Origin of the sequence: Natrinema sp. CBA1119 (genome assembly GCF_002572525.1) — an archaeon.
Lineage (GTDB): Archaea > Halobacteriota > Halobacteria > Halobacteriales > Natrialbaceae > Natrinema.
Map to the genome: position 1 here is coordinate 338837 of NZ_PDBS01000008.1, position 26069 is coordinate 364905.

The window sequence follows — 26069 nt, forward strand, 5'->3', positions numbered from 1 at the left end:
CTGCTCGCTGGCTCGATGGCCTTCGAGAAACCGTTCCCGGTATGTTCCCGTGATCGCGACGGTTCGGCCGGGGCCGCTTGTGGCGAGTCGGGAACGGTTCACGACGAACTCCTCGAGGAGACTCCGGACGACGTTCGCGACGTGCCGGCAGCAGACGCGACAGAACACTATAGTAACAACTGAAACGATTCACACACTGATCGCACAACCGTCGTGTGAGCAGGTGTGTAGTGGCTTTCAGTGGCTACTATAGATGAACGACCGCTGAGGCCGATCCAAGATTGGACGGTACCGTCACTCTGCAGTGAGACAGCGCCTGAACCTATTTGTACGGTCCAGTGGTGGACCCACTACGGCCATGTACGAGACAGTCCTCGTCGCGACCGACGGAAGCGAATCAGCGACCCGCGCAACCGATCACGCACTCGATCTCGCGTCGACGTTTGACGCCGACTTCCACGCGATCTACGTCGTCGACACTCGTCGGTACGGGAAATCGACGCTGGCGGACACGGAGGACGTTATCACAGGCCTGAGAGAGCGCGGTCAGGACATCTTAGACGATATCGCCGCGCAGGCGGACATCGATGTAACGATCGAAATTCACGACGGACGTCCACACGAAGTGATCGGCGAGTACGCCAACCAGATCGATGCGGACCTGCTTCTCCTCGGCAACCGCGGTATGGATTCCGGTGGTGAAATCGGGAGCACCGCAGAACGCGTCGTCAGGTACGTCGATCGCCCCGTGATGACGGCCTGAAACACGTCTCGAGGCGGAACACGCTGAGGAATTCGGAAGGAAATCGATGTCGAGCGACGACTTGGTGTCGATAGCCTGCTCCCGCAGATTTATATCAATCGTGATCTCGCTGACCCGCGAGATGAACTCTTGCCAGTCAAACCGTTGGCCGTGGTCGTCGACGGCCCCCGTGATGTACCACTTGATCTCCATCGGGAGCGATGCGGCGAGATCCTCGGCCGCGCCCTCCGGGATTCGCTGTCCGAGGGTCGTGAGCGTCGCCCGGATTGTCCGAACCGTTCGGCCGGTGTCCGGTAACTCGAGTCAGTGCTGTACCGTTCCAATGAACTCGTCGAAGTTCATGGCACCAGTCTACTCGGCGACCACGGACTTCAAGCTACGTGCTACCTTTCAACAGCGAGAGAGTCCCCGCCATTCGCAGTAGTTCCCGATTCAACGTGCGTATTGATCGGTATCTAACGGCTCGCTACAGCAGGTAAGGATCTATTTTCGCACCGAGAAAGATTACAAGCATATTAATGTAAATATGACTTGAATCCCCGTCAAACAGCGGGTATATTCTCGGCATACCAGACGAAACAGCGTAACAGTTCAGGAATAGCGGACGACGGTCGCGTCGCCGCGAGCAGCCGAGCCGAACGATGCACGATCGACGGCCACACGTTCCGCGTTCGAAATACGCCGTTTCCGTTCCGATCGGCCCCCGGTCCCCCGTAGACGGTATCACTCTCCGGTGTAGGGATAGCGCGCCCCATCGTCGCTGCCCACGACGATGGAGTTCGTGAATCACGACGGCGACTTGTTCACAGTCGCGGGAAAACGAAGAGGGCGGCCCGAATCGCCAGATTGGCCGGCCCGCCACGGAGGCGACCGTCCAGTCGAGAGGGGTGAGGAGCAGTGAAAGCTACGTGAGGGCCGACAACGACGTTCCTGTCTCGCCTCCTCATCACCAACGCAACGGCCGAGGCGCGAATCGATGCCGTCTCGAGACCGACGATTCGTTCGGATGGCAGCGTGCGGACGACGAGATTCGGGGCACTCGAAATCCGCTCCGATGGGCGACGGGAGACTCGGAATCGAACGGGCGAGTTCCAACTGGGCCGTCTGCGTTTCGTCTACGCGGATCCGAACTGGACGATTCCGCACGATGGAAACCAGTGAAAGGTTTAACATGACCGTCGTCGGACTCCGAGTCGGGGTACGCCCCAAGGGAACGCATGAGTTCTGATGAAAATCCTTTCAGGAGTCTCGAACGGCGATTCGAGCAGATGCAACGGCAACTCGAAGACGTGCTGGACGCGTGGGACGGTGATCGGTACGGTCCGACGACGGAGATCGCGACGGCCGGAATGGGAATCGATCTGGCCGACCGAGGCGACGAGTTCGTCCTGACGGCCGACGTTCCGGGATTCGAGACCGACGATATCGACCTCCGACTCGCTGACGACACGCTCCACATCACCGCGGAACGAACGAAGGAATCGACCGAAGAAGAAAACGAGTCATACATCAGGAACGAGCGGACACGGCGATCGATGAGTCGGGCCGTCCAACTCCCGGAGTCGGTCGACGAGGAGGCCGTCGAGGCATCGTACCGGAACGGCGTACTCACCGTCACCTTGCCGAAGACAGAGCCGACGGAACCGGAGGAGACCTCGATCGATATCGAGTAGTCCAGTTCCAAGGCGGAACGTGGGGCTCCGTTGGGCGAGTTAGCAACGTCATCTCGCGGACATCGTCCCCGCCCGTCGCGACCGATCCGAAACCGTTCTCGGTCCTGCGGATGATCTGCCGTCGACCGCGATCGGTCGATCGCGATCGAACCGACAGCGACCGTCCAGCACCTCTCGAGTACGAGTATGCGGGACGGAGCCGTCGATCGGGCGGCGATCGAACATCCGACTTCTAATCGATTGAAAACACCCTCTAGAATCATATCCCGCGCCGACGTATCGGTATCCGCATGACCGAACAAACAACGAAGGCGTCGTTCGAGAGGGTCGCAGATATTCCGGCCGATTCGCCGACACTCATTGAGGGCTTACCCGGCCACGGGCTCGTCGCGGCGATCGCGGTCGATCAGATCACGGACCAGCTCGGCCTCGAACACTGTGGAACCATCACGTCCGAGGCGTTCCCGCCGGTCGTGACGTTCGAAGACGGACTCGTTCAAGATCTTGTTCGTGTTTCGGCCGGATCCGATCCGGCGGTGATGTCCTTAGAAAGCGACCTCGCGATTCCGCAACCGGCGTTCGAGCCGCTGTCACGGTGTGTCCTCGAGGACCTCGCCGACGAATTCGGCCGTGCGATCTTCCTTGCGGGTGCGCCGGCTGAAGCGGAAGAACAACTGGGTGACGTCACCGGCGTCGCGACGACCGACTCGATACGGGACGATCTCGTCGACGCGGGGATTCCGACAGCCGACGACCGGGGACTCGTCGGCGGGATCACCGGCTCGCTCGTCCAAGAATGCTACCAAGCCGATGTCCCGGCCGCCTTGCTGATCGTCCGTTCGCATCCGTTCCTTCCTGATCCGGAGGCGGCCAAATCCGTGATCGAGACCGCGCTCGAGCCGCTCGTCGACTTCGATATCGACACGACGGCACTCGACGAGCAGGCCGACGATATCCAACAGCGGATGCAACAGGTCGCACAGCAGTATCAGCAGATAACCGAAGAGGGAGAGGATCAGCAACAGCAGGTACAAACCGGAATGTTCCAGTGAACTGCCTTGCCGACAACGAGGGGTAGGTCGCGGTACCAAGGACGGTGATACGGGGCGCGCCACGCCTGTGACCTGTCGACTGACAGTCCGTGACTACGCCACCCCAGTGAACGAAACCGTCTGAGCCGAGCAGTCTTCCCGTCGATCAGCCGCGACGGCACGGACACGGGTCGCCAGTGGCGGTCGTCCCCGTTGAAGAGACCGAGGTCGATTTCGATTGTGACTCCGGATGCGCACGTGGGGCGAAAAAGGGGAGATGCGGTCTATCGCTGGTGCAAACGGTCAGTACTCAGGCCGCTGTGCTCGGATAATCTCGGCAAGTTGTTGTTCCTCGTCGGCGATGAGTTCTGTCAGGTCGTCGGCGGTGATAATCCCGACGAGTTCATCACCCTCACAGACGGGCAGCCGACGGATACCGTTTTCGGCCATTAGGTTCGTCGCCTTGTAGAACCCCTCGTTTCGATCGATCGTCTGGGGATCTTCGGTCATCACGTCTGCTGCCGTTTGTCCGGACGGGTCGGCATCGTCAGTGAGGACGCGCACGGTCAGATCGCGATCGGTCACAATGCCGACCGGCGAATCGCCGTCCGTGATCATGACGCTGCCGACACCTTCCTGATCCATCGTGGCCGCGAGCTCGGCGACTGACGCGTCTGGATCAGCCGTTACAACATCGCTTCGGGCTAAATCATCTATTGGCATAGCTCCCTCCAACAGGGAGAACTACCCCGAACTAATTAATTGATTGCCACGAGTGTCTCCTACTCGGAATGACACGTGGTATTCATTACGGAAAGACCCGCTTCAGAGCCGGAAGGATGTCAAAGCGAGCCAGTTACGCAGAAGAGGGTCACCGAAACCCTTCAGCGCATCTGGAGTCCCGCTCCGAGTGTCCCAGCAGGGTCTCGGCCGCCAGAAACATACTTATAGATCCGTCCTCTATTGAAGGACACAATGATGGCGACGACACACGTGCTCTGGGGATGGTACTCGCCCTCCCCGTCCTCGCGATCGCCCCGGAGTTCGCCCCGGCCGCCTTCGCGGCTGGCCTCGTCGGCGGGGTGCTCCCCGACCTCGATCTCTACGCGGGCCATCGGAAGACGCTCCACTATCCGGTCTACGCGTCGCTCGCCACCGTTCCGACGGTCGCGCTCGCGGTCGTCGCACCGTCGACGATGACCGTCGCACTCGCCGTCGCGCTTTCCGCGTCGGCGCTCCACGCCGTCGCTGACGTCCTGGGCGGTGGCCTCGAGTTACGACCGTGGGAAGAGGGGTCCGAGCGAGCGGTTTACAGTCACTATCACGACCGCTGGATTCGACCCCGCCGCTTCGTGCGCTACGACGGCGCACCCGAAGACCTCACGGTCGCCGGGCTCGTAGCGGTCCCGCTCGTCGTCATGAGTGACGGGCCCGTCACCGTCGTCACGGTCGCACTCCTGTCAGTGTCGGCCGTCTACGTCCTGTTGCGAAAACCCCTCGCGAACATCGCTGAGCGTCTCGCCGGCCTGGCGCCGGACCCGGTAGCCCCGTATCTTCCCGAGCGCTACCGCCAAACCTGAGGTGACGGTGACTCCGACGTCAACCGCTTCGTTCGAGCCGACGACGCACTGCTTACCGCTGAATCGGCTGACGCTATCGACGTTCGACGAGCGCGTCGGCCTTGCTCCGGACGCGAATCGCCTCGAGGCGATCCGCTAGCGAGTCCGCTTCCGCGAGCTTGGGCTCCGTCTCGGCGTGGATCGTGTACAGCGGATCGCCGGACTCGACCGTTGTCCCGTCCGTTCGATGGATCACGAGCCCGGCGCGGGCGTCCAGTGGCGCGCCCGCGCGGCGTGCGAGGTCACAGAGTCGCCTGTTGTCGACGCGCGTCACGAACCCGGACCGCTCCGCTCGAACGATCGTTGATTTCCCACCCGGCTCGAGATCGTTCGATTCAATCGCCGGGTCGCCGTTCTGCGCTGCGACGATGCGGCGGAACCGATCGAGCGCCCGCCCCGAGTCGAGACTCTCCGCGAGTGGTCGACTCGTTCCGATGTCGGTCGCGGTGACGTCGAATTGCATCCGTTCAGAGTCGACTCGCCCGATCTACAAAATGTCGGGGGACCGTTCCCGGTACGCGACGATTGCCAGAGATGGATCGCTTCCGACGTCCCCGTAACCACCGTACGAGCGCGGGGCGACAGCCGGTTCAGAGGGCTCCCGGTTCCGCGTCGAGGCGGGAATTCCCCGTGACTCTATGACGTCTCAGCCGGTAGCGTTCGTATGCCACGAACGGTTCTCGTTCCCGTCGACGGATCGCCGCTGAGTTCGCGCGCGCTTCGGCACGCGTTGCGCGAGTTTCCCGAAGCGGAAATCGCGGCCTACCACGTGATCGATCTCTTCGAACCCGACTACGCGGACGAGGCCGTCACGTCGAACTACGAACCGATGCTCGGTTCCGACGAGTGGTATCGCTTCGTCGGCGAGAGACGAGATCGGCTCTTCGCCGAGGTCGACGAGATCGCCGCCGACTACGACCGGTCGGTCGCGACCGACTCCGACATCGGCGATCCGACGCGCCTCGTTCTCGAGTACGCCGCCGACGAGGACGTCGATCACATCGTCCTCGGTGCCCACGGACGGACTGGCACGGAGCGCGCGGTGTACGGAAGCGTCACCGAGGCGGTCGTCCGCCGGGCACCGGTTCCAGTCACCGTCGTCCGGTGAACGACCGCGCGGAGACACCCCAACCTTGTTCACCTCCAGTAGCGAAGGTGACGGTAGCAATGACGTTTCTCGTTCCCTTCGACGGGTCATATCTGGCCGAGGCGGCGCTGCTTCGCGCGGCCGAGTACGGCGAGGCGCTGGACGAAGACGTGATCGCCCTGACCGTCGTTCCGGATGACGAAGCGTACGCGATCGACGTCGGGTGGTACGAGGACGGAGAGGACGACCCCTTTGGCGTCCCGTACGTCGCCGGAAAGCTCCACGAGGGCGTCACCGATATCGCCCCGCAGGCCGCGTTCCGATACGAGCGAATCGATCGGAGCGCGCCGGCGGCGATCGCGGCGCGGATCAAATCGATCGCCGCGGAGGTCCGACCGGCGGTCGTCTTCCTCGGAACCGACAACGTCGGCGAGATCGCAGAACCGGTGACCAGCGTCGCCGGCGGCGTCGCGGAAGACCCCACGTACGACGTCCACGTCGTCCGATACTACGCACCGCCGTCGGTTCCGGCGGTCCGACTCGAGGAGGGATCGTACACGGACGAGTGACGAACGAGCGGACCCGGACGCGTCGTGCGGTGTGTTTGGACGTCAGAGTCAGCGGGATCCTCGTCGGCTGATAATTCGGGATCGACAGCTCGTCCGATCGCGGGGATCGTACACATCAGGTGTGCTGAAAGAACCTGTGCGATTGATGGGCGCCCAGGTTGAACGGACTGGCATGTTCACGACCGTACTCGTCCCGACGGACGGCAGTCCCGGAGCCGAAGTGGCGATCGCCCACGCGACGGAACTGGGCTGGAGGTACGACGCCAGCGTTCACGCGCTCTACGTCATCGACACCGGGACCGAACCCGCCGCTCTCGACGCCGACGAGCGAGAGGAATTCCACGCCCCGGCCGAGCGTCGCGGACGGGAAGCGACGATCCGAGTCACGGACCGAGCCGAGGAGCGCGAACTGAATGCCGCGCGGGAGGTTCGCGAGGGGATCCCCCACAGGGAAGTCCTCGAGTACGTCGACGAACAGGATGTCGACCTGATCGTCATGGGGACCCACGGCCACACCGGTGCCGAGCGCGCTCGTCTGGGCAGTACCACCGAGCGCGTGGTCATGCTCTCGGACGTGCCGGTGCTGTCGATCCGCCTCCCCGAAGGGACCGAGGAACCCGACCGGGACGTCGGTCCGTACGAGAACGTAGTGATTCCGACCGACGGGAGCGACGCCGCCGAACGCGCCGCGGAAGCCGCACTCGACGTCGCTGAGAAGTACGACGCGGCCGTTCACACCGTGTACGTCCTCGACACGACGATTTACGATCTCGAGGATGTCCCGCGAAGTATCATCGGATCGCTCAAAGAGGGCGGGGACAATGCGACAGAAACGATCGCGGACATGGCGCGGGAGCGGGACCTCCCCGTGACAACCGACCGTCGGCGGGGCGTCCCGACGGACGAACTGCTCGACTACATCGACGACGTCGACGCTGCGCTGGTCGCTATGGGAACGCGCGGCCGAACCGTCGGATCCGGGCGGTTACTGGGGAGTACCACGGCACGCGTCGTCCGTCGATCGACGGTGCCGGTACTGACGGTCAGCTAGTCGTTACCGGCGATAGAATCGGAAGAGCGAGCGACAGAGCGGTCATCCGATCGTCATCACTTCGTCGGCCCGTTCGATACATTCCAGAAGATCGCCCATCGTCCCGCGCGGACGAAGCCGATCCTCGGTCAGGTCTCGTGAATCGAGACAGGTGCCACAGGCGAGAAGTTCCCCGTCGTTCTGGACATACTTCAGCATCAGCCCGTGGGGATTGAACTGCTGGTGTTCGCGGTCGGGCGCTTCGACGCCGTCACCGAGTAGGAACATCTCGACGAAGTGGTCGGACTCGAGCGCCGTGTTCGCCAGTCGAAACGCGTTCCAGACGCGTTCCGGGTCGTTCGTCTCGAGGACGATTCCAAGGTGCATACGAGACCGTTCCACGGGGATCTATTTGAATCGAGCAGGGCCTCTCCAGTCGATGGAACTGTCCCCGATTTTTATCATGTTGTCACGATACTAGCTACTCGATGTACGATCGATTGCTGCTCCCGACCGATATGAGTCCCGGCGTCGACCGCGCTATCGAGCACGCGATCGACGCTGCACAGCGATACGGCGCCGAACTGCACGTGCTGTACGTCGTCGACGCCGACGCGTACAGTTCCTACCCCGGTGACGAGTACGTCCACGAGTTCGAAGGCCTCGAGCACGCGCTCGAAGAAGCCGGCCGCGACGCGGTCGGGGACATCGTCGACCAGGCGACCGAGGCCGGCGTTTCGACGGAGACCGAGATTCGCCACGGCGTCCCGCACGAAGAAATCCTCGCGTACGCCGACGACGCCGATATCGGACTCACGGTCGTCGGCTCGAAGAATCGCCCCGGCGAGTACCGACGACTGCTCGGCAGCGTCGCAGAGCGCATCGCTCGGATGGCAGAAAAACCGGTGACTGTGGTGAAGACGCCCGTCGACGAGGACTGAGCGAGATTCGAAACCACATTCCCCCTGAACGTCAGTCCCGGACACCCTGTGTGACCGCGAGTGGTCTCGAGAACCCGAGCGCGGCCATCGACGGCGGGATATGCGAGACGCTTGGCTCGTCATTTCGACGGCCGCTACTCGGTGTCGGGCCGGAGAGCGGACGGCAGGCCCTGATGTTTGATGCCCGTTTGCTCTTCGATCGAGAGCTCGAAGACCGCGACGTCTCCGGACAGGGTCGCCGTCTCGATGAGACTCGGCCGCCACGCGTCGCTCAGCGTCTCCTCGAGCGCGTCCCAGTCCGACTCGGGGACCTCGCTGAGCGTCCCCGTCAGGAGAGCGCTCTGCCAGTTGTACATCGTGTCGACCGTGAACACGAGGAAGCTCGCGGTGTCCGTTTCGTCACTCAGCGTTTTCTTTCGACTGCTGGATCCGATGAGGTACGTGAGGTAGAGCCGCTCGTCGCCGTCGTACCCGTACGATACCGGGATGAGATAGGGGACTTCGTCACCGGGAAGGCCGAGTACGCCCATCTGCTGGCTCGACAGGAAGTCCCGAATCTCTCCGTCATTCATCTCGACTAGTCCGTACTCCTGCAGTTCATCAACAGACATACACTACTGTTTCGAGAGCTGTATAGAAAAAGTCACCTCCCGTTCCCAGCGGCGGGGTGTCAACCGTTTCGATAGTCCGGCGACGCTGCGTCGCGACTCGATATCACAGTTCGGCTACGCGTCGTCGACCATCGGAACGCAAAGCACGGGGACGTCGGCGTTTCGAACGACGTTCTCCGCGACGCTTCCGAGGACATGTCGGGGCAGTCCCGACCGACCGTGGGTCCCCATCACGACGAGATCGATGTCGTTGTCGTCGACGTACTGCATGATCACCCGCGTCGGCGGGCCGCTCGCGACGAGCCCGGTGACGCTTACACCGTCGTCCGTCGCGCGAGTTCGGACCTCATCGAGTGCTTGTTCCCCGGTTTGCTCGAGGTCGGTCAAGACGTCACTCGGCGTCGGCGTCGCTGGAATACGGCTCGTGTCGACCGAAAAGAGGGTGTGGACCATCGCATCGAACGAGTCCGCCAGCGAGATTCCCCAGTCGACCGCGACCGCTGCCCCCTCGCTCCCGTCGGTCGGGAGGAGAATGTTTTCGTACGGCTGTCCGTCCGGAGCGAGGGAGTCGGTCCCCGGCGGCACTGCCAGTACCGGCATGTCGACAGTTCGGAGGACGCGTTCGGTGACGCTTCCGAGCAACACCCGCTCGAGACCCGCTCGGCCCTTCGTCCCCATCGCGACGACGTCGATATCGTGGGCCGATGCGTACTCGGCGATCGTTTCGTGCGGGGCCCCGCGCTCGACCGCCGTAGTGACGTCGAGGGTCGCGTCCGTGCGGTCGGCAACGTCGACGACCGCTTCGACGGCCGCTTCGGCGTCGGCCTCGAGCAGCGTCTGCGGCTCCGCTCCCTCCTCGTCGAACCGGGTCCGTAAGACGCCGGTCTCCCTCGTATCGACGACCGAGAGGACATGGATCTCTGCGGTCGCTGCTCGAGCCAGGTCGATACCTCGTCTCGCTCCCGACAGAGCGCCCTCGCTTCCATCGGTCGGAATAAGGACCCGCTCGATCGCGTGTCGCTGGGTCATAGGTCAGTACGAAACCACTACTTCACAACGAATAAAGGGACCGGCACGGTCCGTCCCAAGCCGACCATCGGCGGATTCTCGGCCGGATCGACGAAGGGATCGAATCGGGTGCACGAGGGGGCCGGCTTGTCTCTGCTCGAGTCCGACCGCATCGATAGCGTGGTGTCCGCGCTCAACCGGCCGAATCACCTCGGTCCCGCTCGTCGTGCCTTCACAACCTATTCGCTGATGCGCGACTCGAGGCGCTCTCGCAGTTCCTCCGTCTCCTGCCGAAGTCCGTCGCTGATTCGAACGTCGTACGGATCTGGACCCTCGATTCGTCGGTGTTCGTCGGGCAGTTTCCGGCGGTTCTCCCGCGCAGTGTCCCGAATGTCGTCGATGTCCGGGAGTTCGTAGACACGATCACCGCCCTCGAAGACGGTGACGAGTTGCTCCGCTCCGGCCAGTTCCTCGTCACGGAGACCGAGCGTATCGCCAGCGTATTGCCCGTCCGATTCGGTCCGTCTGACGCTCTTCGCTCCCGGATAGGTCACTTTTCCCGGCGAGAGCTTCATGGTCGGTCGCATTTCCCCGTCGCGTTCGACGGCCACGAGCTTGTACACTCCCTCGACTTTCGGCGTGTCCGTACTCGTCACCAGCGCGGTTCCCGGACCGAACCCCGCCGCGATACCGTCGCGATCGAAGAACTCGCGGATCGCGTACTCGTCGATTCCCGAGGAGATGAACTGGTCGACCTCGGGGATGACCTCGTCGACCGCTTTCGAGAGCGCCGGGATATCGCCGGAGTCCAGTCGGACTCCGCGAAGCGAAACGTCCACCCCTTCAGCGACCTCCTTCGCGATTTCCGCACCGCGGACGGTGTCGTAGGTGTCGATCAGGAGCACGCTGTCGTCGCCGTACTCGCCGACGAACGCCTCGAACGCGTCCCGTTCCCGATCGAAGCTCTGCACCCACGAGTGTGCCATCGTCCCGGAGACCGGGATACCGAACGCTTCGCCAGCGGCGACGTTCGAGGTCGCGTTGAAGCCGCCGATATACGCAGCGCGTGCCGCTTTCATCCCGGCGTCCGTCCCGTGGGCACGACGGGAACCGAAGTCCACGAGGCGCTGGTCGTTCCCCGTCCGATCGATCACGTCTCGCATCCTGCTCGCCTTCGTCGCGATCAGCGACTGATACCCGATCTGGTTGATCAGGGCCGTCTCGAGCAGTTGGGCCTGTAGGATCGGTGCCGTCACTTCGAGCAATGGCTCGTTCGCGAACACGAGCGTTCCCTCGGGCAGGCCGCGGACCTCGCCCGTGAACTCGAAGTCCGCCAGCCGCTCGAGAAACGCGGCGTCGAATCCCTGTTCGCTCAGATACTCGAGGGCGCGGTCGTCGAACGAGAGCGACTCGAGGTAATGGATCGCCTGCTCGAGACCTGCAGCCACCATGTAGCCGCGATTCGTCGGCAGGTCGCGGACGAAGAGACTGAACGTCGCCCGCGGGTTGTGATCTCGATTGGCGTATCCCTGCATCATTCGCAGTTCGTACAGGTCGGTGAACAACGGGACGTTCTCGGAGGACACGAAGCCGAACGTCGGGCCGGGCATGCTCCCGAGTACGGTGTCCAAGTCGTAATAATGATGGCTGATTTTCTGGTAGTAATTGCAGGGCTCTTTCTCGGATGGCCATCATTATTCTACTGTGTAGGGAAGTCCTCCATCTGGGGTAGTTACCTGCTATCCCTCCCCAGCGCTGTTCAGATACGGTCTGAAAAGCGAGGCGGTCAGAACTATAGGTGTCCATGCCCGAATTCAGTCGCCGCAACGGCGCTAGTAGCGGTATTCAATTGGATTTTGTGGAGCGAGAGGCGACACCGCGCGAGCTGATGCGATTGAGTATCCAGCTCCATTTGTCAGAGTTATCACTTTCGGATATTGTTCTTTTCTTAGGGAGTTCGGTGTCGAACGGGCGAGATAGACGATCCATAATTGGGTACAGAAAGCCAATCTACAGCCGACAACGGGAAGCCAACCGGATCACGTTGCGCTCGACGAAACCGTGATCCAACTCGACGATCAGTGCTACTGGCTGTATGCTGCTGTCGATCCCGAAACGGGCAAATTACTCCATTTCAGGCTGTTTTCGACGCGGAACGAGGGTGTTATCTGGATCTTTCTTTCTGAACTCACCGAGAAACATGACGTCGACGACGACGTGTTTCTCGTCGATTCTGGACCGTGGCTGAAAGCTGCACTCAATCGATACGACCTCCGATTTCCACACGAGACACACGGAAATCGGAACGCCGTCGAACGTCTCTTTCAAGAAGTAGAACGACAAACCTACCAGTTCGAAAATTGCTCCAGAAACGCCAAACCGAATACCGCCGAAACGTGGTTCCAGAGCTACGCGTACGTATAAAATAACTAATCTGAACACGGCCCCGCGGACGGTGTGCAGATTGTAATACTGATGGGCTCTGAATCGCCCCGTTCGGAAACGGCGTCGACCGAAGAGATTCAGACGTGTTACTATCGGTTTGTCGGAACTGCACCGGACGATTATATCTGTCCCAAACGTATCAAGCCACTATTCGCGAGGGTTGTCGTCTTTTTCACCGTGTTTTGGAGGCCGATCTTGCATCTCGTCGGCGTGATCTACATCACGGTGTTACTGATCGTCTGGCTGCTGGAGGCGTGCGGTTGTTCCTGCTGGGCTTCGTCGACGGAGTGGTGCAACTGTGTCATTGCGACGTTGTTCTATCACTTTCTGAAAACGCATCGGCGACGAGTCACGTGAGTTGCGGATCGATCGCCCGCGTTCGGTCGCGGCTCCCCCTCCGGCAGTGCCCGTTCACTCGACGAGTAATACGGGGACCGATGCCTCCTCGAAAACACGCTTCGACACGCTCCCGCGAACGAAATGGTCCAGTTCTCGATGGCGACCGATGACGATGAGATCAATATCGCGTTCGTCGGCGTACGCTATAATCGATCGATGACGGAGGCCGTGGGTGACATCACCCTCGACGTGCTCGATGCCGGCGGCCGTCGCACGGTTGCGGACGTAGTCGACCGCCTGGTGACCGACTTCCTCGAGATCCTCGAAGTCGATTCCGGGGGCGATCGAAGCCGAGTTAACGACGTATAGCGTATGAAGCGTGGCGTCGTGTTCGCTGGCGAGACCGATCGCTTCGTCGATCGCCCGTTCGGTGCTCTCGCGTCCGTCGGTCGGGACGAGAATGCGGTCGTACATACAGTGCTGTTCATCGATACGGGCAATAATTCTCGCCCTTCGGTGACGGGGTCGGCCGAGAAACGCGATGCACGGCTGATCGTCTCGCTCGCTCCGGGGGAGTTTTTTCTCTACTCGCGACGTGTTCACAGTATGGCGACGCACGTACTGGTGGCGCTCGACGGATCGCAGCAATCGTGGGCCGCGTTCGACCACGCGGTTTCGAATTACGACGGCGAGACGATCACGACGTTACACGTCGTCGATCCAATGGAAGGAGTATACAGCGATTACGGAGGCGGTGGATACTACGATGCGCAGGTCCATGATCAGGCCGTCGAACGCGGCGAAGCACTCGGCGAACAGGCTCGAACTCGAGCGGACGACGCGGGTATTCTCGAGACGACTACACTCGAAACCGCAGTCGAAACGGGGCCGCCCGCACGAACGATACTCAAGTATGTCGACGAGAACGATGTCGACCATGTCATCATGGGCAGTCACGGTCGCTCTGGCGTCGCGCGGGTGTTGCTTGGAAGTGTCGCCGAAACCGTAACGCGGCGATCGCCGGTGCCAGTGACGATCGTTCGATGACCGAGCGCACCGATCAGGGAGCCTCGCGACGAAGTCGTTCCGGAACGACCTCGAGTTCGACTTCGACCTCGTTCGTTCGCATGAACGGTGGCGTCCACGGATCGTTGTGCTGGAGCAGCGTCGATTCGCCGCGCGCCTCGAGATCCAGTCGAGAGAGGTGCTCGAGGAGCCACTCCTGGCTTCGGTCGCGTTCGATCCCGTTCGTCGAGCACAGACCGTCGGAGCCGGTTCAGTCTTCGGTCTGTTCTTGCTCGATACCTTCACGTTCGATACCGACTACGAGTGGCTCGGCAACGTCGCGTTCTCCCGATACGTCGACCCCGGTGCGATCCTCGTCGACGGCGAAATCTCGTGGTCGGACATCTCCGTTCTCCTGCTCGCCGTCGTCGTCCTCGACGTCGTCAGCGGAGAGTACTTTGAACGGCGCGATCTCTCCGGGTAACTCACCGCGGTCCGTCAATCTGCGCCTCATCCGCTTCCATCATATCGGCACGACTCCCGATTTCACCGTCCGGAGTTACCGGACGGACGTTACCGGAACGGGTGATCTGCGGAACACTTCCTTCGCGACGTTGCCGACCAGATAGCCGCGCGTAATGTCTTCGCTGTGTCGACCGTGACTTCCCATCACTATCGCGTCATAGTCCTCGGCAGACTCGAGAATCGCTCGCACCGGGTGACCGATCCCGACGTCCGTTTCGATTGCCGCATCGTATTCGGCGGCGATATCACGAGCGGCCTCGAAGACGACCGCAGCGCGTTTTTCTGCCTCTGCTTCGAGATCATCGGCCAATGCGAGACCGACCGCTTCGCCCATCATCACCGTCGGTGTCCCGACGACGTGATACGCGGTGATCTCGGCGTCTGGATGGGTCTCCAGTGCGTACTCGAGTGCCTTCCCAGCCATCTCCGAACTGTCCATGGGGACGAGAACGCGCGTGATCATACGCTCGCTACGTGAGCATTGAATAAAGGAGTACAGGGGAGTCAGTCCCCGTCGTTTTCCACTAACGCCGACTCACGAACTGATTACCGACGATCTCGAGGCGACGGCGACCTACGTCGATTGCGACGTCTCCAGCGTCGACAATCTCGAGTCAACGCTCGACGAAGCTGAGCAGTTCGACGACGTCGACGTGCTCGTCAATAACGCGGGTCTCTTCCAACGGACTACTCGCGTTCGAGTCCGTCGAACGAGAGTAGCTACTGAACGTCACTGCACAGCTGATCACACGATAGCATTGTGACCAGTGTGTACATCGTTTCAGTGGCTACGATAGAGTCATTCAGGACCATGACCGGCATGCACAAACCGGTTCACAGCCTGCGTCAGGCCATTCGATCCGGTGGAATGAGCATGACGTTTCCGTCCGCCCGTGCGACGATGTCTTCGGAGACGCTCCCGAGCAACAGTCGTCGGAGCCTGCTGTGCCCACGCGAGCCGATGAGGATCGATGTCGGCTCGTACTCGTCTTCCGCGGCGAGGATCTCGTCTGCTGGATCACCCTGACGGACCGCTGTTCGCGTCTCGATCCCCCACTCCTCGAGTTGGGTCGCCAGCTCCGCCAGTCGCGCTTTGGGGTCGGCATCCTCCGGAAGTTCCGGATCCTTCGGCGTTTCGACGTGAACCAGCGTGGCCTCCCGCGTCGCGTGACGGAGGTACGAGAAGGCCTCGAACGCCCGCTCGGCGTTCTCCGAGAAGTCCGTCGCGTACAGCATCCGCTGAAACAGGTGTTCGCGGACGACGGCCGGCTCGTCCGCCTCGCGTTCGATCCGGTTGACCAGCAGCGGGACGACCGTCGTCCGTGCGAGGTTGCGTGCGGTCGAGCCGATGACGCGGTTTTCGAGCGGGCTCTTTCCCCGCGAGCCGACGACCGTGAGGCTGGCGCCGACCGCCTCTGCGATCCCGTTGATGCGTCGATGGGGCGTGCCGCGGACGACGTGTGCTTCGACGTCGAAGCCTGCGTCTTCGATGACGCGGCGGTAGCGCCCAAGCGCCTGCTCGCGTCGTTTCTCGAAGTCCATCCCGGGCATGCCCGCGTGGACGTTCGACGGGATCACGGTCACGAGGTGGATCTCCTCGACGCCGATTCGGCCGAGACACTCGAGGCAGGTCTCGTTCTCGATCGTCGCCTCACTGGCGGCGGAGAGGTCGGTCGCACAGATCGCTTTCATACTACTCGTAGGACCGACGCCATAATATTGTTTGTGGTTACCAATACCAAATCCGAGCTATCGGTTGCGACCGATGGAGACGGCGATGCGGTCACCGGCAACTATCAGCCAGTAACACTCCGCTGCTTTGAACGGTGGAACCGCGCGACGTAGTCGATTCGACCGCGCCCGAACTGTACAGGCCGGTCGTCGAACGAACTGTATATCTCCATAAGTTATTTGAATATCTCCGTAGGTTAGCCGTGAGATTGACCACAGTAATATTGTGCGTGAATCCCAAAAGCGTTATACCCCTCCTCCGGGTAGTCGATACTGAGTAGAAAACCATGATCCGCACACAACCGAACGGTGGTGGTCGATCCCGATGATCGACCTTGCCGCATATTCGCCAGCAGTACAAGCAGGCGCGCTCGTCGGCGCCGTCCTCCTCGAAGCGTTCGTCCTCTACGTGGGGTACGGCGCGCTTGAGCGGGTCGCAATGCCAGTCGTCGAAAGAATCAAACACGCATAGATGGAGCTATTCGGAATCGCACTGATGACACTCGTACTGTTCGTGGGCTTTGGCTTCATGGTCGGGGTCCTGTTCGGCTTCTTCGGCATGGGCGGGTCGTTCCTCGTCACGCCCGCGTTACTCGTGATGGGATACCCCGCCAGAGTCGCCGTCGGGAGCGGGATGGCGTTCGTCTTCGGGACGGCCGTGATAGCGACGCTGAAACACCACGACTTGGGACAGGTCGATTACAAACTCGGCGGGTTGATGATCGTCGGAACGTCGGTCGGCATCGAAATCGGCCGGATCGGGGTGTTCTACCTCGAGGACATCGGCCTCGCCAGCGGCGTTATCGGCGTCACGTACGTCGCCCTGCTGGGCACGATCGGCATGTTCGTTACGCGTAACGCGCTCAAAAACGACGGCGAGGACGATAGCGGCGGCAGTCACCACGAGGCCGCGAACGGTGAGATCGATCCGGACGCGATCCCCGACATCGCGAAGAAGATCCAGTCGTACCACGTCCCGCCGATGATGACGATTGCGGGCGGAATCAAGGTCTCGCTGTGGATGGTCCTCGGCGTCGCGTTCGCGACGGGGCTGCTGTCGGGCTTCCTCGGCGTCGGCGGCGGGTTCATCCGCATGCCCGCGATGTTCTACCTCATCGGGGTGCCCGTTCCCGTCGCGGTCGGAACCGACCTGTTCGAGATCGTCTTCTCGGGCGGAATCGGTTCGTTCCTCTACGGGATGGAAGGCGGTGTCGACCTCTCGATCGTCGCACCGCTGCTCGCGGGGAGCGCGCTGGGCGCCAGAATCGGGTCGGCCGCGACTGGCATCGTCAACGAAGACGACATCAAAATCTACTTCGGGCTGATGCTCCTGGGTGGATCGATCGCCGTGGCGTTCCAGCAGGCCGGCGACTACCTCGGAATCGAGATCTTCAACACGGTCGGCTTCGTCCTGATCCTGCTCTCGGCGTTCATGGTCAGCGGGGCCGTGATCTACAGCACGATCTCGACGATGCGAGCCCAGACGAAGGCGTCTGTGACGTCCGCGGACTGACGCCATAAACGCCGCTCACCCAGTTCTGGTCCCACCTCATTGAGATTGTACAATATTCACAAAACCCTTATACCGACGCGTTCCCTATCTCGCAATAGTACAATGGCAAATTCGATGGCAGAACAACTACAGCAGGACATGAAGTGTGAAGGGCTACTCGAGTGCATCCACGGGCTCAAGCAACTCGACAAGGACTGCTTCCGCGTGCTGGTCGAGAGCGAGGAAGCGCTGACGATCGACGAGGTCGCCGACCGGGTCGACCGCGAGCGCTCCACTGCGTACCGCTCGATTCAGCGGCTGCTCCAGAGCGGCTTCATTCAGAAAGAGCAGATCAACTACGAACAGGGCGGCTACTACCACGTCTACTATCCGACGGACCCGACCCAGATCGCGAACGACATGCAGCGGATGCTGAACGACTGGTACGCGAAGATGGGGCAGCTCATCCAGGAGTTCGAGGACAAGTACGAACACGCAGAGGCAGACACCGAAGTTCCCGCCCAGGGCTAACCGGATCGTCCGCCAGATCCGTCCTCGGTTCTCGAGCGAACGCTGTCCTCACCATGTTTGAGGGTGTTCGCCCCTCTTATCGTGATCGCCGAAATCTCACGTTCGCGTCTCGAATCCATCGTCGATCGTCCGTCGAAGCGACAGATCAGGCTGAATGGGACCGGTGATTTTCAGGTCTCGTAGCGTGCACTCGACCAACGACTTTAAGGAGCACTATCCCATAGAATTGGGTGTAATGAGCAATACTAAGTTCGATCCGGCAGCGGTCGCTCGACGCATCGCCGAGAACGATGCAGCCGATCTCTTCGTCCTCGACGTCAGGAACGAAGACGACTACGAGGAGTGGCGGATCGACGGAAGCACGAACGTCCCGATCTACGACGAACTGCTGGAATACGACTACTCGACGTTGGAGGGGCACCTAGACGAGCTCCCGAAAGACACGGAAATCGCGGTCGTCTGCGTCGCCGGCATCACGTCGGCGCGGGCCGCGGAGTTCCTCCGCGAGCACGGATTCGACGCGAAATCGGTCGACGAGGGCATGAACGGCTGGGGTCGCGTCCACCGCCAGTACGACGTCGACGCCACCGACGGCGTCGTTCAAATCGTCCGTCCCGGTACGGGCTGCGTCTCGTACCTCGCCCACGACGGCGAGGAGGCCGTCGTCGTGGATCCGAGCCAGTACGTCGATCGGTATCTGAACGCGGCCGACGAGCGCGACCTCGAGATCGTCGGCGTCGCGGACAGCCACGCCCACGCCGACCACGTCTCGGGCGCTCGTCGGCTCGCCGGCGAACTCGACGTCCCATACTACCTCCACGGGGACGACGCCGGCGACCTCGAGGACGTCACGGAACTCGCGGACGGCGAGACGATTTCCGTCGGCGACCGCGACCTCGAAGTGCTCCACACACCCGGACACACGCCCGGCAGCGTCTCGTTCCGGTTCGGCGACGCGCTGCTGTCCGGTGACACGCTGTTCCTCCGCAGCGTCGGCCGCCCCGACCTCGAGGATAGCTCGGAAGACGCCGTCCGCGAGGCCGCCAGCCGGCTATTCGATAGCCTCGAGCGACTGACGGCCCTCGAGGACGAAACCGTCGTCCTTCCGGGTCACTTCAGCGACGAGTCGATTCGTCCGCTGGCGACCGAACTCGGCGACCTCCGGGCGGAGACGACCAACGAACTCCTGAGTTACGTCGAGGACGACGACGAGGAAGCGTTCGTCGAGACGATCGTCGAGAGCCTCACGGACGAACCGGCAAACTACAACGAGATCAAGCAGATCAACTGGGGCAGGGAGCAACCCGGCGGCGACGTCGAGGCGCTCGAACTCGGGCCGAACAACTGCGCCGCAAATTAACGTCGGCAGTCGTTGGAACGGTCACGCCGTCGTCAAGGCGCTGGACGGCCGTCGTGACAGCACAGTTCGGGTTCGCTAACGGGAACTGGAAGACGAACGTGCGGCCCAGCGGGTTCCGGCCCCGAGTGAACAGTTTTCTTGTTCATGAACCGGTACCCAGTTCGATCGGGACTACAGCTCTCTGCTGTCGGAGAAGCTTCGACGAGAAACGTGAATACGCCTCGAGCGGTATCTGACACTGACGGTCGGTGAACTGCTCGCGGGCGTCGCGCTGGGCGGGTCCCGGGCAGAGTGCTCGATCGCGTCGAGAGACGTGAAAGAGTGGCCCACCAGCACCAGGTCGACAACGAACACGACTACGGTGCCGACGATTTGCTGGGTCAGCAAATCGTCAGCGTTGTTTTGCCGTCTCCCGGGTTGGATTATAGTACGCTACTTTCACGAGCCATGACTGACTATCAACTCGCGTTCAAACCGGCGATCGGGCTCTACGGCCAGCACGACCCGAGCGCCGTTCTCTTCGATGACGGGACGCCCGTCTTCGGCGTCGAGGAAGAGCGATACACGCGGGACAAACACGCGACAGAGACGTTTCCCGAACACGCGATTCGGGCGTGTCTCGACCATCGAAACCTGTCCCTTCCGGACCTGGATCGTATCTTTCTTCCATACGAGCCGCAGCTCCGTGGCAAGATCGCTTCACACTATGTCTCTGATGCGATCCGAGCGCCCGGAGTCGGACGAAAACTCACTGCACTCGAGGAGACGCTCATCACGCAGGTTCGGAGTCGGTTCGTCCCGACCCGACAGATCGAGAACCGCCTCGAGTCGATCGACTCGTCGGTGCCGCCGATCGAAACGATTTCACATCACCGCTGTCACGCCGCGAGCGCGTTCCACCCGTCGGGGTTCGACGAGGGCGTCGTCCTCACGGTCGACGCGAAGGGCGAGTACGACTCGACGGCCGTCTGGCGCGGCGACGAGGACGGCCTGACGCGCGCGTACACCTACGAACACCCGAACAGTCTCGGTCTCTTCTTCGCGGTCGTGACCGAGTTCCTCGGCTACCGGATGTTCAACGGCGAGGGGAAAGTGATGGGACTGGCACCCTACGGCGAGGACAATCCGGAGATAGAGGGCGTCCTACGCGAGTTAATCGACACGGGCGCCGACTACGACGTCACCGAGCTGACGAAGCGCTGGGGGACCGGCCACGGCGTCAAAATCCTCGAGGACGCGTTCGACCGGTCGCGAACGGAGACGCCCGGCGAGTTCGACCAGTGGGAGCAAGACCTCGCACACACCGCCCAGAAACTGCTCGAGGAAACGGTGGTGGGTATCGCGGAAACGGCCATCGACCAGTTGGACACGGCGAACGTCGCGATCGCCGGTGGCGTCGCGCTGAACTGCAAGTTGAACAAGTGCATCCGCGAGTCGCCACACGTCGACGACGTCTTCGTCCAGCCGGTCGCGAACGACGCCGGGCTCGCGCTCGGTGCGGGCTGGTCCCAGCAGCCGCCGTTGGCTGTCGACCACCAGACGGACGTCTACCTTGGTCCCGAGTACGACACCGAGGAGATCCACTCGACCCTCGAAACGAACAAACTCGAGTACAGAGAACCGGACGACCTCGAGCGGTACGTCGCCGAACGGCTCGCCGACGGCGACCTCGTCGGCTGGTTCCAGGGACGGCTGGAGCTAGGGCCGCGAGCGCTCGGTGCCAGGAGCATCCTCGCTGACCCCCGCACCGCCGCGTCTCGCGACCGGGTCAACCGGTTCGTCAAACACCGTGAGGAGTGGCGGCCGTTCGCGCCGTCGATGCTCGAGTCGGCCGCCGAGGAATACCTCATCGGTGGCGGTTCGGCACCGTTCATGATCGATGCCTACGATATCCGGCCCGAGCGAACCGACGAACTCGAGGCCGTCTTGCATCCGGCCGACGACTCGACGCGCCCCCAGACCGTTCGTGAGGACCAGCACCCGCGCTATCACCGGCTCATCTCCGAGTTCGCCGACATCACGGGCGTACCGGTCGTCCTCAACACCTCGTTCAACGATCACGCCGAACCGATCGTCCGGACGCCGACGCAGGCGATCAAGGACTTCTACGGGATGGGACTCGACGTGCTCGTCCTCGAGGACCTCGTAGTCGAAAAAGACGTGACGAAAACGGATCGGCGTTCGGAACTACCACTTCGTTCGGGAGGCGCGCCGAACCCGGTACAGCAGTAGCAGCAATCTGATCTTCGGTACAGTCGTCGGCGACGTCAGTTCGCCGCGTGCGTCTCGAGTACGTCCACGAGCGTTTCACTGCTCTGGAACCCGTCGTCGAGACGGGCGACTTCCTCGCCGTCGCGCAGGACGACGAGCGTCGGGACGCTCTGGACGCCGAACTCGGCGGCGAGATCCGGGACGAGACCGGCGTTCACCGTCGCCACGACGCCGGGTGCGCTGCGCGCGACCCCGCTGAGCACCGGCTCCATCGACGCACAGATTCCACAGCCGGACGTAACGAACTCGAGCAAGACGAGGTCGTGTGCCGCGAGCAGGTCGTCGTAGTCGGCCATGTCGTGTAGCTGGACTGGTTTCTGGGTCGCGCGACCGTCGTCGGTCGGCTCCGAGGGTGTGGGTTCGGTCATCGACACTGCTAGGGTCCGAACGCATTTCAGTGTTTTGTAGAAAATGCACAATACTATTGCACTCTCGGTCGATCGCTCTGCAGACGAGGACTTATGATGACCGTGTGCCGACGATCGGAACAGTGATGGCTAATGTTGCCTCTATTGACGACAGAGCTATTTCTAGAGTGTCCCTGGAAACAAGCTCGAGAAGGTCTAATTCGACGATTTTCCAGAGTACCGCTAACTCGGGCTTCGATAAATCTCGCCGAATCGCACAGTGGAATACGGGTGGCCGACCGATGTCCTCGAAACGGCGATTTCGAGCGGTCGAGATGCGCCTTCGAACTAGTATGAGTGCTCCCGAATCTACAGTCGACGTCGAACAGTTCGTCACGAATCTCTTCGAGTTCCAGTACCGCGAGGTGACGATGGTCGGCGCGACGCTGACCGTCCTCGTCGCCTCGATCGTCTTCTTCCCGGGTTTCGAGAACGTCGGACAGGGTGTTCAGTCCGAACTTTCAGTCGGATTGCTCGCCGTACTGAGCCTGGTCGCGATCGTCGCTGGCATCGTCAAGGGGATGACCGGCTTTGGCTACTCGCTCATCATGACACCGATCTTCGCGACGGTAGTCGATCCGACCGTCGCCGTCGTCGTCCTGGCAATTCCCCCGTGGATGCTCAATATGTTCCAGATCGCGGAAACCGGAACGGGGCGGTCGTTCGTTCGCGAAGAGTGGTCGCTCCTGTTGCTCGCCGTTATCGGGACCGTCATCGGCGTCGCAGCGCTGGCGACGTACAGCGCCGGACCGCTCGTCCCCTTCGCTATCGGTCTCGTTCTCCTCGGCTACGTCGTCTTTCAGGTCGTGCAGAACTTCGTGACGGTCGAGGAAGCACACCATCCCATCGCACTCGGCACGGCCGGGTTTTCCCAGGGCTTTCTGCTCGCTTTCGCGAATCTCGGGCCGTTGCTCCCGGCGTACTTTCACACCTTCGAGCGGGACGCCGAGCGATACATCGGCGGGTTGGCGATGGTTCTCGGAACGATATTCACGGTTCGTATCGTACAGATGGCGCTGTTCACCGATCTCCTGACGACCTACCGGCTCTGGCTCGGGTCGATGATCGCCGTCGTCACGATCGTCGGCCTGCTACTGGGGACGTATCTCCGACGCCTCGAGTTCGACGAGCGCGCGTTCAACTGGTTCGTCGTCGGACTCCTGTTCGTTATCTCGCTCAACATCTTCCGCAACTCCGTGCCAGCGCTGTTCTTCTAACAGTAGACGGTAATACGAATTTGTTATGCAAAACGGTCCCCGAAACTGGATCACTTGATTCGACACGTGCGAATGGAACGCTGCGGAGAGGACCGAGCATCCGCGAGCGAAGCGAGCGGTTCACCGCCGGATCGGGGTGAAACCCCGTGACGGCGGCCTTTTGGCATCATCAGAATCGCAAAGCGGTTCTGATTAGCAGTCAGAACGCGTTGCGTTCTGACAGCATCAACGGGTTTTGCCGGGGGTTCGACCGAGTGAGTGAAACGAACGAGGGAGGACCCCGGCAAAAGAGGTTGCTGTACTGACCGTGAATTACACGAGTTATTCTGTCTGATGAAATCATGCTACTATTACTGCTAATAGACAACGAGTGCCAGATAGAGCTGTCCAACCCCTGCCACGATCATCAGGCATCCGGCGAGTCGCTTCAGGTGCTCCGAATAGGCCGCGAACCGACCCGCACTCGCGACCAGCCCCATTCCGGTCGCGACCGTCACCGCAATCATCAGGGCGACTATGCTACCGACGTAGGTCAGCAGGACGAGCGCCGCCGCCTCGGTCGGCAGCGACAGCGAGCGGGCGACCACCGCGAGGAAGACGGGCGCGACGCAACCGGCCCCAGCGAGCGCGTAGCCCGCGCCGAAAAGCCCGAATCCGAAGACGCTCGAGCGCCGCTCCGGAAGCGGAATCGACAGCGAGGGGGCGCGACCGGCGAGAACGAGTACGCCGAAGACCACCAGCAGTCCGCCGACGAGCGACTCGAAGATCGTCAGGTTCGATAGCGTCTGCTGGCCGATCACGAACGTCACCCCGATGAGGGCCATGAGGGTTCCAAGAACGCCACTACCTGCGGCGATTCCCCGGATCGTTGCCCCACCGAGTGACGCATCGTCGCCGTCCGTTCGGCTGACGTAGAACCCGACGTATCCCGGCAACAACGGATACGCACAGGGGCTAAAGAAGGTCGCGACGCCGGCAGTGAGCGCGAAGACGACCGTCGACAGAAGCGATACGTCGATCACGCGTCCGTCCCTGCCTCGAGCGCCTGTTCGATCCCCGCCACGAGTTCGTCCGCCGTTTTGACGCCGGTGTCCGACCACTGAACGCGTCCGGACGTATCGATCGCGACGGCGGAGGGATAGCCACCCGCAAGATACCGTGCAGTCAGTTCCGCAGTCGGATCGAGACCGAGCGACCAGTTCCCGTCGTGTTTCTCCCACCAGTCGACCAGTTCCGCTTTCGTCACTGATCTGCCGATCGCTTCGCTCGTAATCGAGATGAACAGCACGTCGTCACCGATGCGATCGTTCGCCACCGCAAGTGCGGGCATCTGTTCGATACACGGCGGACACCACGTGCCGAAGAAATCGATGAACGTCGGTCGGTCGGACGCCGGAACACGGACCTCGCCGGCTTCGCTTCCCGGCGCATCGATCGTCTCGATCGTGAGCGGTTCGGTGTCCGGAGATCCCGTCCCATCCGAATTCCCGCTTTGGGCCTCGTCTGTTCCATCTCCGAACGACGGTGGACCGCGTATCGCCAGCGCCCCTGCGCCACCGATCGTACCCAGGCTGCCGACTCCGGCGAGGATATCTCGCCTGCGCATCTTACGCTTTCACCACCGTTTCGAGATCGGCGACTACCCGTGAAGTCTCGACCGTTGCACCTCGGGGATACGCTCGCTCGACGATCCCGTCTTCGTTCGCGAGCAAGATCAAATTATAGTGGGGGAACTGATACTCGAGCGAATCGTACTTCTCGGCATCGACCTTCTTGAGCGGCAACCCGATCCGGTCGGTCAAGATCTCTTTCGCCGTTTCGTACCGCTCCGGTCTGAGGAAGTCCCAGTTCCCGGCCTCGAGATCGACCCCCTGCTGGTCGGCGAACGTTCGAAGCGCGTCTTCCGTGTCACGTTCCGGATCGAACGTCATCGCGAGCAGTTGAACATCCTCACCGTACCCGTTGGCAGCGGCAACTTCCTGTGCACGACGGAGTCGTAGTATCAACGCGGGACACATCCCATCGGGACACGACGTATAAAAGAATGTCATCAAAACTGCCCGGCTGCTCTCGAATTGATTCGTCGAGACGGTTTCACCGGTCAGTTGGTTGGGGAGTTCGACCGACGGAACGTCGTCGCCGTAGCTCGGATGCGACGACTCGCTCAGATCTTGATTCGGTGGGCCGAGAACCGCTCCGTCGGCATGCTCCCGTTCACTACCGTCGCTGTCGTCTGCCTGCCCCTCGTTGCTCGAGAGGGAATCCAGACAGCCCGCTGTGGTAGCGACACTCGAGGCGGCGATCGATCGGAGCCAGAGACGCCGGTTCATACGTCGACGTTTCGGTGGGAATCGTAAATCCAGTACGACGATTCCCCGAGTCGGAAAAAGGGACAGCGGCAAGGGTGAACGAAG

At 61.7% G+C, this 26069-nt stretch carries 30 protein-coding genes and 3 pseudogenes; 19 read left to right on the forward strand and 14 right to left on the reverse strand.

The window, feature by feature from the left end:
- Positions 1-15 precede the first annotated feature (15 nt).
- Positions 16-183, forward strand: coding sequence for a hypothetical protein (locus CP556_RS26300; RefSeq protein WP_176548333.1), 168 nt, complete (start codon positions 16-18; stop codon positions 181-183).
- A gap of 175 nt (positions 184-358) precedes the next feature.
- Positions 359-763: a universal stress protein gene (locus CP556_RS23840; RefSeq protein ID WP_098728066.1), complete on the forward strand. Its 405-nt coding sequence runs from the start codon at positions 359-361 to the stop codon at positions 761-763.
- 102 nt (positions 764-865) lie between these two features.
- On the opposite strand, the pseudogene CP556_RS23845 reads toward CP556_RS23840, so the two are convergent.
- Positions 866-1105: pseudogene (locus CP556_RS23845) on the reverse strand (DUF2267 domain-containing protein); the annotation flags it as partial.
- A gap of 926 nt (positions 1106-2031) precedes the next feature.
- Here CP556_RS23845 and CP556_RS23850 point away from each other — a divergent pair.
- Together CP556_RS23850 and CP556_RS23855 are read left to right on the forward strand one after the other, a co-directional pair.
- Positions 2032-2436: an Hsp20/alpha crystallin family protein gene (locus CP556_RS23850; protein WP_255291591.1), complete on the forward strand. Its 405-nt coding sequence runs from the start codon at positions 2032-2034 to the stop codon at positions 2434-2436.
- Between the two features lie 290 nt (positions 2437-2726).
- Positions 2727-3488, forward strand: coding sequence for a proteasome assembly chaperone family protein (locus CP556_RS23855; RefSeq protein WP_098728068.1), 762 nt, complete (start codon positions 2727-2729; stop codon positions 3486-3488).
- 282 nt (positions 3489-3770) lie between these two features.
- Here the strand turns inward: CP556_RS23855 and CP556_RS23860 are convergent, their stop codons facing one another.
- On the reverse strand, positions 3771-4190 hold the full coding sequence (locus CP556_RS23860) for a CBS domain-containing protein (RefSeq protein WP_098728069.1): 420 nt from the start codon (positions 4188-4190) through the stop codon (positions 3771-3773).
- Positions 4191-4442: 252 nt separating this feature from the next.
- On the opposite strand from CP556_RS23860, the pseudogene CP556_RS23865 reads away from it, so the two are divergent.
- Positions 4443-5047 (forward strand): annotated as a pseudogene (locus CP556_RS23865) (metal-dependent hydrolase).
- Positions 5048-5120: 73 nt separating this feature from the next.
- Here the strand turns inward: CP556_RS23865 and CP556_RS23870 are convergent.
- On the reverse strand, positions 5121-5549 hold the full coding sequence (locus tag CP556_RS23870) for a hypothetical protein (RefSeq protein ID WP_098728070.1): 429 nt from the start codon (positions 5547-5549) through the stop codon (positions 5121-5123).
- Positions 5550-5750: 201 nt separating this feature from the next.
- On the opposite strand from CP556_RS23870, the gene CP556_RS23875 reads away from it, so the two are divergent.
- The 3 genes from CP556_RS23875 (at position 5751) to CP556_RS23885 (ending at position 7793) form a co-directional block, all read left to right on the forward strand.
- On the forward strand, positions 5751-6194 hold the full coding sequence (locus tag CP556_RS23875) for a universal stress protein (RefSeq protein ID WP_098728071.1): 444 nt from the start codon (positions 5751-5753) through the stop codon (positions 6192-6194).
- A gap of 59 nt (positions 6195-6253) precedes the next feature.
- On the forward strand, positions 6254-6742 hold the full coding sequence (locus tag CP556_RS23880) for a universal stress protein (protein WP_098728072.1): 489 nt from the start codon (positions 6254-6256) through the stop codon (positions 6740-6742).
- Between the two features lie 172 nt (positions 6743-6914).
- Positions 6915-7793, forward strand: a complete 879-nt coding sequence (locus CP556_RS23885; RefSeq protein WP_176548334.1) for a universal stress protein — start codon at positions 6915-6917, stop codon at positions 7791-7793.
- 42 nt (positions 7794-7835) lie between these two features.
- On the opposite strand, the gene CP556_RS23890 is transcribed toward CP556_RS23885, so the two are convergent.
- Entirely contained in the window at positions 7836-8159 is a 324-nt protein-coding gene (locus CP556_RS23890) for a DsrE family protein (protein ID WP_098728074.1), read from the reverse strand.
- 101 nt (positions 8160-8260) lie between these two features.
- Between CP556_RS23890 and CP556_RS23895 the strand changes: the two genes are divergently transcribed.
- Positions 8261-8713 carry a universal stress protein gene (locus CP556_RS23895; RefSeq protein ID WP_098728075.1) on the forward strand — a complete coding sequence of 151 codons (453 nt, stop codon included), beginning with the start codon at positions 8261-8263 and terminating at the stop codon, positions 8711-8713.
- 134 nt (positions 8714-8847) lie between these two features.
- On the opposite strand, the gene CP556_RS23900 is transcribed toward CP556_RS23895, so the two are convergent.
- The 3 genes from CP556_RS23900 to CP556_RS23910 all read right to left on the reverse strand — a co-directional run bounded on the left by CP556_RS23900 (position 8848) and on the right by CP556_RS23910 (position 11942).
- Positions 8848-9324, reverse strand: coding sequence for a pyridoxamine 5'-phosphate oxidase family protein (locus CP556_RS23900; protein ID WP_098728076.1), 477 nt, complete (start codon positions 9322-9324; stop codon positions 8848-8850).
- Between the two features lie 114 nt (positions 9325-9438).
- Positions 9439-10353, reverse strand: a complete 915-nt coding sequence (locus CP556_RS23905) for a universal stress protein (RefSeq protein WP_098728077.1) — start codon at positions 10351-10353, stop codon at positions 9439-9441.
- A gap of 218 nt (positions 10354-10571) precedes the next feature.
- Positions 10572-11942: a nicotinate phosphoribosyltransferase gene (locus CP556_RS23910; RefSeq protein WP_098728078.1), complete on the reverse strand. Its 1371-nt coding sequence runs from the start codon at positions 11940-11942 to the stop codon at positions 10572-10574.
- A 194-nt stretch (positions 11943-12136) separates the two neighbouring features.
- Between CP556_RS23910 and CP556_RS23920 the strand changes: the two are divergent.
- Positions 12137-12756 (forward strand): annotated as a pseudogene (locus CP556_RS23920) (IS6 family transposase).
- Between the two features lie 432 nt (positions 12757-13188).
- Here the strand turns inward: CP556_RS23920 and CP556_RS23925 are convergent.
- Positions 13189-13590 (reverse strand): universal stress protein, encoded by a 402-nt coding sequence (locus CP556_RS23925; RefSeq protein WP_098728080.1) that lies wholly within the window; start codon positions 13588-13590, stop codon positions 13189-13191.
- A 132-nt stretch (positions 13591-13722) separates the two neighbouring features.
- Here CP556_RS23925 and CP556_RS23930 point away from each other — a divergent pair, with 132 nt between their 5' ends.
- Positions 13723-14163 carry a universal stress protein gene (locus CP556_RS23930; protein WP_098728272.1) on the forward strand — a complete coding sequence of 147 codons (441 nt, stop codon included), beginning with the start codon at positions 13723-13725 and terminating at the stop codon, positions 14161-14163.
- A 106-nt stretch (positions 14164-14269) separates the two neighbouring features.
- Entirely contained in the window at positions 14270-14605 is a 336-nt protein-coding gene (locus CP556_RS23940) for a hypothetical protein (RefSeq protein WP_255291592.1), read from the forward strand.
- A gap of 75 nt (positions 14606-14680) precedes the next feature.
- Here the strand turns inward: CP556_RS23940 and CP556_RS23945 are convergent, their stop codons facing one another.
- Complete coding sequence (locus tag CP556_RS23945) at positions 14681-15109, reverse strand: universal stress protein (protein ID WP_098728081.1); 429 nt, start codon at positions 15107-15109, stop codon at positions 14681-14683.
- An 82-nt stretch (positions 15110-15191) separates the two neighbouring features.
- Between CP556_RS23945 and CP556_RS27075 the strand changes: the two genes are divergently transcribed.
- Complete coding sequence (locus CP556_RS27075; RefSeq protein WP_255291612.1) at positions 15192-15410, forward strand: SDR family NAD(P)-dependent oxidoreductase; 219 nt, start codon at positions 15192-15194, stop codon at positions 15408-15410.
- A gap of 82 nt (positions 15411-15492) precedes the next feature.
- On the opposite strand, the gene CP556_RS23955 is transcribed toward CP556_RS27075, so the two are convergent.
- Positions 15493-16338, reverse strand: coding sequence for a universal stress protein (locus CP556_RS23955; protein WP_098728082.1), 846 nt, complete (start codon positions 16336-16338; stop codon positions 15493-15495).
- Positions 16339-16702: 364 nt separating this feature from the next.
- Between CP556_RS23955 and CP556_RS26305 the strand changes: the two genes are divergently transcribed.
- From CP556_RS26305 to CP556_RS23975, 5 genes are all read left to right on the forward strand, one after another.
- The gene (locus tag CP556_RS26305) at positions 16703-16849 is read left to right on the forward strand and encodes a DUF7512 family protein (protein ID WP_176548335.1); all 147 of its coding nucleotides are present in this window, start codon (positions 16703-16705) and stop codon (positions 16847-16849) included.
- Positions 16850-17890 (forward strand): sulfite exporter TauE/SafE family protein, encoded by a 1041-nt coding sequence (locus CP556_RS23960; RefSeq protein WP_098728083.1) that lies wholly within the window; start codon positions 16850-16852, stop codon positions 17888-17890.
- Positions 17891-17992: 102 nt separating this feature from the next.
- Positions 17993-18400: a helix-turn-helix domain-containing protein gene (locus CP556_RS23965; RefSeq protein WP_098728084.1), complete on the forward strand. Its 408-nt coding sequence runs from the start codon at positions 17993-17995 to the stop codon at positions 18398-18400.
- Positions 18401-18635: 235 nt separating this feature from the next.
- Entirely contained in the window at positions 18636-19760 is a 1125-nt protein-coding gene (locus CP556_RS23970; RefSeq protein WP_098728085.1) for an MBL fold metallo-hydrolase, read from the forward strand.
- A 447-nt stretch (positions 19761-20207) separates the two neighbouring features.
- The gene (locus CP556_RS23975) at positions 20208-21992 is read left to right on the forward strand and encodes a carbamoyltransferase family protein (protein ID WP_098728086.1); all 1785 of its coding nucleotides are present in this window, start codon (positions 20208-20210) and stop codon (positions 21990-21992) included.
- Between the two features lie 35 nt (positions 21993-22027).
- Here the strand turns inward: CP556_RS23975 and CP556_RS23980 are convergent, their stop codons facing one another.
- The gene (locus CP556_RS23980) at positions 22028-22399 is read right to left on the reverse strand and encodes a thioredoxin family protein (RefSeq protein ID WP_098728087.1); all 372 of its coding nucleotides are present in this window, start codon (positions 22397-22399) and stop codon (positions 22028-22030) included.
- 332 nt (positions 22400-22731) lie between these two features.
- On the opposite strand from CP556_RS23980, the gene CP556_RS23985 reads away from it, so the two are divergent.
- A complete protein-coding gene (locus tag CP556_RS23985) occupies positions 22732-23655 on the forward strand; it encodes a sulfite exporter TauE/SafE family protein (RefSeq protein ID WP_098728088.1) in 924 nt (307 codons plus the stop codon).
- Between the two features lie 356 nt (positions 23656-24011).
- Here CP556_RS23985 and CP556_RS23990 read toward each other — a convergent pair whose 3' ends face one another.
- From CP556_RS23990 to CP556_RS24000, 3 genes are read right to left on the reverse strand one after another with little or no spacing between them, the layout of a single operon-like run.
- The gene (locus CP556_RS23990) at positions 24012-24677 is read right to left on the reverse strand and encodes a cytochrome c biogenesis protein CcdA (protein ID WP_098728089.1); all 666 of its coding nucleotides are present in this window, start codon (positions 24675-24677) and stop codon (positions 24012-24014) included.
- Positions 24674-25261 carry a TlpA family protein disulfide reductase gene (locus CP556_RS23995; RefSeq protein ID WP_098728090.1) on the reverse strand — a complete coding sequence of 196 codons (588 nt, stop codon included), beginning with the start codon at positions 25259-25261 and terminating at the stop codon, positions 24674-24676. The genes CP556_RS23990 and CP556_RS23995 overlap by 4 nt, the downstream gene beginning before the upstream one ends.
- A 1-nt stretch (position 25262) precedes the next feature.
- Positions 25263-25985: an SCO family protein gene (locus CP556_RS24000; protein WP_098728091.1), complete on the reverse strand. Its 723-nt coding sequence runs from the start codon at positions 25983-25985 to the stop codon at positions 25263-25265.
- Between the last annotated feature and the right edge of the window lie 84 nt (positions 25986-26069).

Coding starts and splice junctions, on each gene's coding strand:
- CP556_RS26300 (WP_176548333.1), top strand. CDS start 16: ATGGCCTTCGAGAAACCGTTCCCGGTATGTTCCCGTGATCGCGACGGT.
- CP556_RS23840 (WP_098728066.1), top strand. CDS start 359: ATGTACGAGACAGTCCTCGTCGCGACCGACGGAAGCGAATCAGCGACC.
- CP556_RS23850 (WP_255291591.1), top strand. CDS start 2,032: ATGCAACGGCAACTCGAAGACGTGCTGGACGCGTGGGACGGTGATCGG.
- CP556_RS23855 (WP_098728068.1), top strand. CDS start 2,727: ATGACCGAACAAACAACGAAGGCGTCGTTCGAGAGGGTCGCAGATATT.
- CP556_RS23860 (WP_098728069.1), bottom strand. CDS start 4,190: ATGCCAATAGATGATTTAGCCCGAAGCGATGTTGTAACGGCTGATCCA.
- CP556_RS23870 (WP_098728070.1), bottom strand. CDS start 5,549: ATGCAATTCGACGTCACCGCGACCGACATCGGAACGAGTCGACCACTC.
- CP556_RS23875 (WP_098728071.1), top strand. CDS start 5,751: ATGCCACGAACGGTTCTCGTTCCCGTCGACGGATCGCCGCTGAGTTCG.
- CP556_RS23880 (WP_098728072.1), top strand. CDS start 6,254: ATGACGTTTCTCGTTCCCTTCGACGGGTCATATCTGGCCGAGGCGGCG.
- CP556_RS23885 (WP_176548334.1), top strand. CDS start 6,915: ATGTTCACGACCGTACTCGTCCCGACGGACGGCAGTCCCGGAGCCGAA.
- CP556_RS23890 (WP_098728074.1), bottom strand. CDS start 8,159: ATGCACCTTGGAATCGTCCTCGAGACGAACGACCCGGAACGCGTCTGG.
- CP556_RS23895 (WP_098728075.1), top strand. CDS start 8,261: ATGTACGATCGATTGCTGCTCCCGACCGATATGAGTCCCGGCGTCGAC.
- CP556_RS23900 (WP_098728076.1), bottom strand. CDS start 9,324: ATGTCTGTTGATGAACTGCAGGAGTACGGACTAGTCGAGATGAATGAC.
- CP556_RS23905 (WP_098728077.1), bottom strand. CDS start 10,353: ATGACCCAGCGACACGCGATCGAGCGGGTCCTTATTCCGACCGATGGA.
- CP556_RS23910 (WP_098728078.1), bottom strand. CDS start 11,942: ATGCCCGGCCCGACGTTCGGCTTCGTGTCCTCCGAGAACGTCCCGTTG.
- CP556_RS23925 (WP_098728080.1), bottom strand. CDS start 13,590: ATGTACGACCGCATTCTCGTCCCGACCGACGGACGCGAGAGCACCGAA.
- CP556_RS23930 (WP_098728272.1), top strand. CDS start 13,723: ATGGCGACGCACGTACTGGTGGCGCTCGACGGATCGCAGCAATCGTGG.
- CP556_RS23945 (WP_098728081.1), bottom strand. CDS start 15,109: ATGATCACGCGCGTTCTCGTCCCCATGGACAGTTCGGAGATGGCTGGG.
- CP556_RS23955 (WP_098728082.1), bottom strand. CDS start 16,338: ATGAAAGCGATCTGTGCGACCGACCTCTCCGCCGCCAGTGAGGCGACG.
- CP556_RS26305 (WP_176548335.1), top strand. CDS start 16,703: ATGATCGACCTTGCCGCATATTCGCCAGCAGTACAAGCAGGCGCGCTC.
- CP556_RS23960 (WP_098728083.1), top strand. CDS start 16,850: ATGGAGCTATTCGGAATCGCACTGATGACACTCGTACTGTTCGTGGGC.
- CP556_RS23965 (WP_098728084.1), top strand. CDS start 17,993: ATGGCAAATTCGATGGCAGAACAACTACAGCAGGACATGAAGTGTGAA.
- CP556_RS23970 (WP_098728085.1), top strand. CDS start 18,636: ATGAGCAATACTAAGTTCGATCCGGCAGCGGTCGCTCGACGCATCGCC.
- CP556_RS23975 (WP_098728086.1), top strand. CDS start 20,208: ATGACTGACTATCAACTCGCGTTCAAACCGGCGATCGGGCTCTACGGC.
- CP556_RS23980 (WP_098728087.1), bottom strand. CDS start 22,399: ATGACCGAACCCACACCCTCGGAGCCGACCGACGACGGTCGCGCGACC.
- CP556_RS23985 (WP_098728088.1), top strand. CDS start 22,732: ATGAGTGCTCCCGAATCTACAGTCGACGTCGAACAGTTCGTCACGAAT.
- CP556_RS23995 (WP_098728090.1), bottom strand. CDS start 25,261: ATGCGCAGGCGAGATATCCTCGCCGGAGTCGGCAGCCTGGGTACGATC.
- CP556_RS24000 (WP_098728091.1), bottom strand. CDS start 25,985: ATGAACCGGCGTCTCTGGCTCCGATCGATCGCCGCCTCGAGTGTCGCT.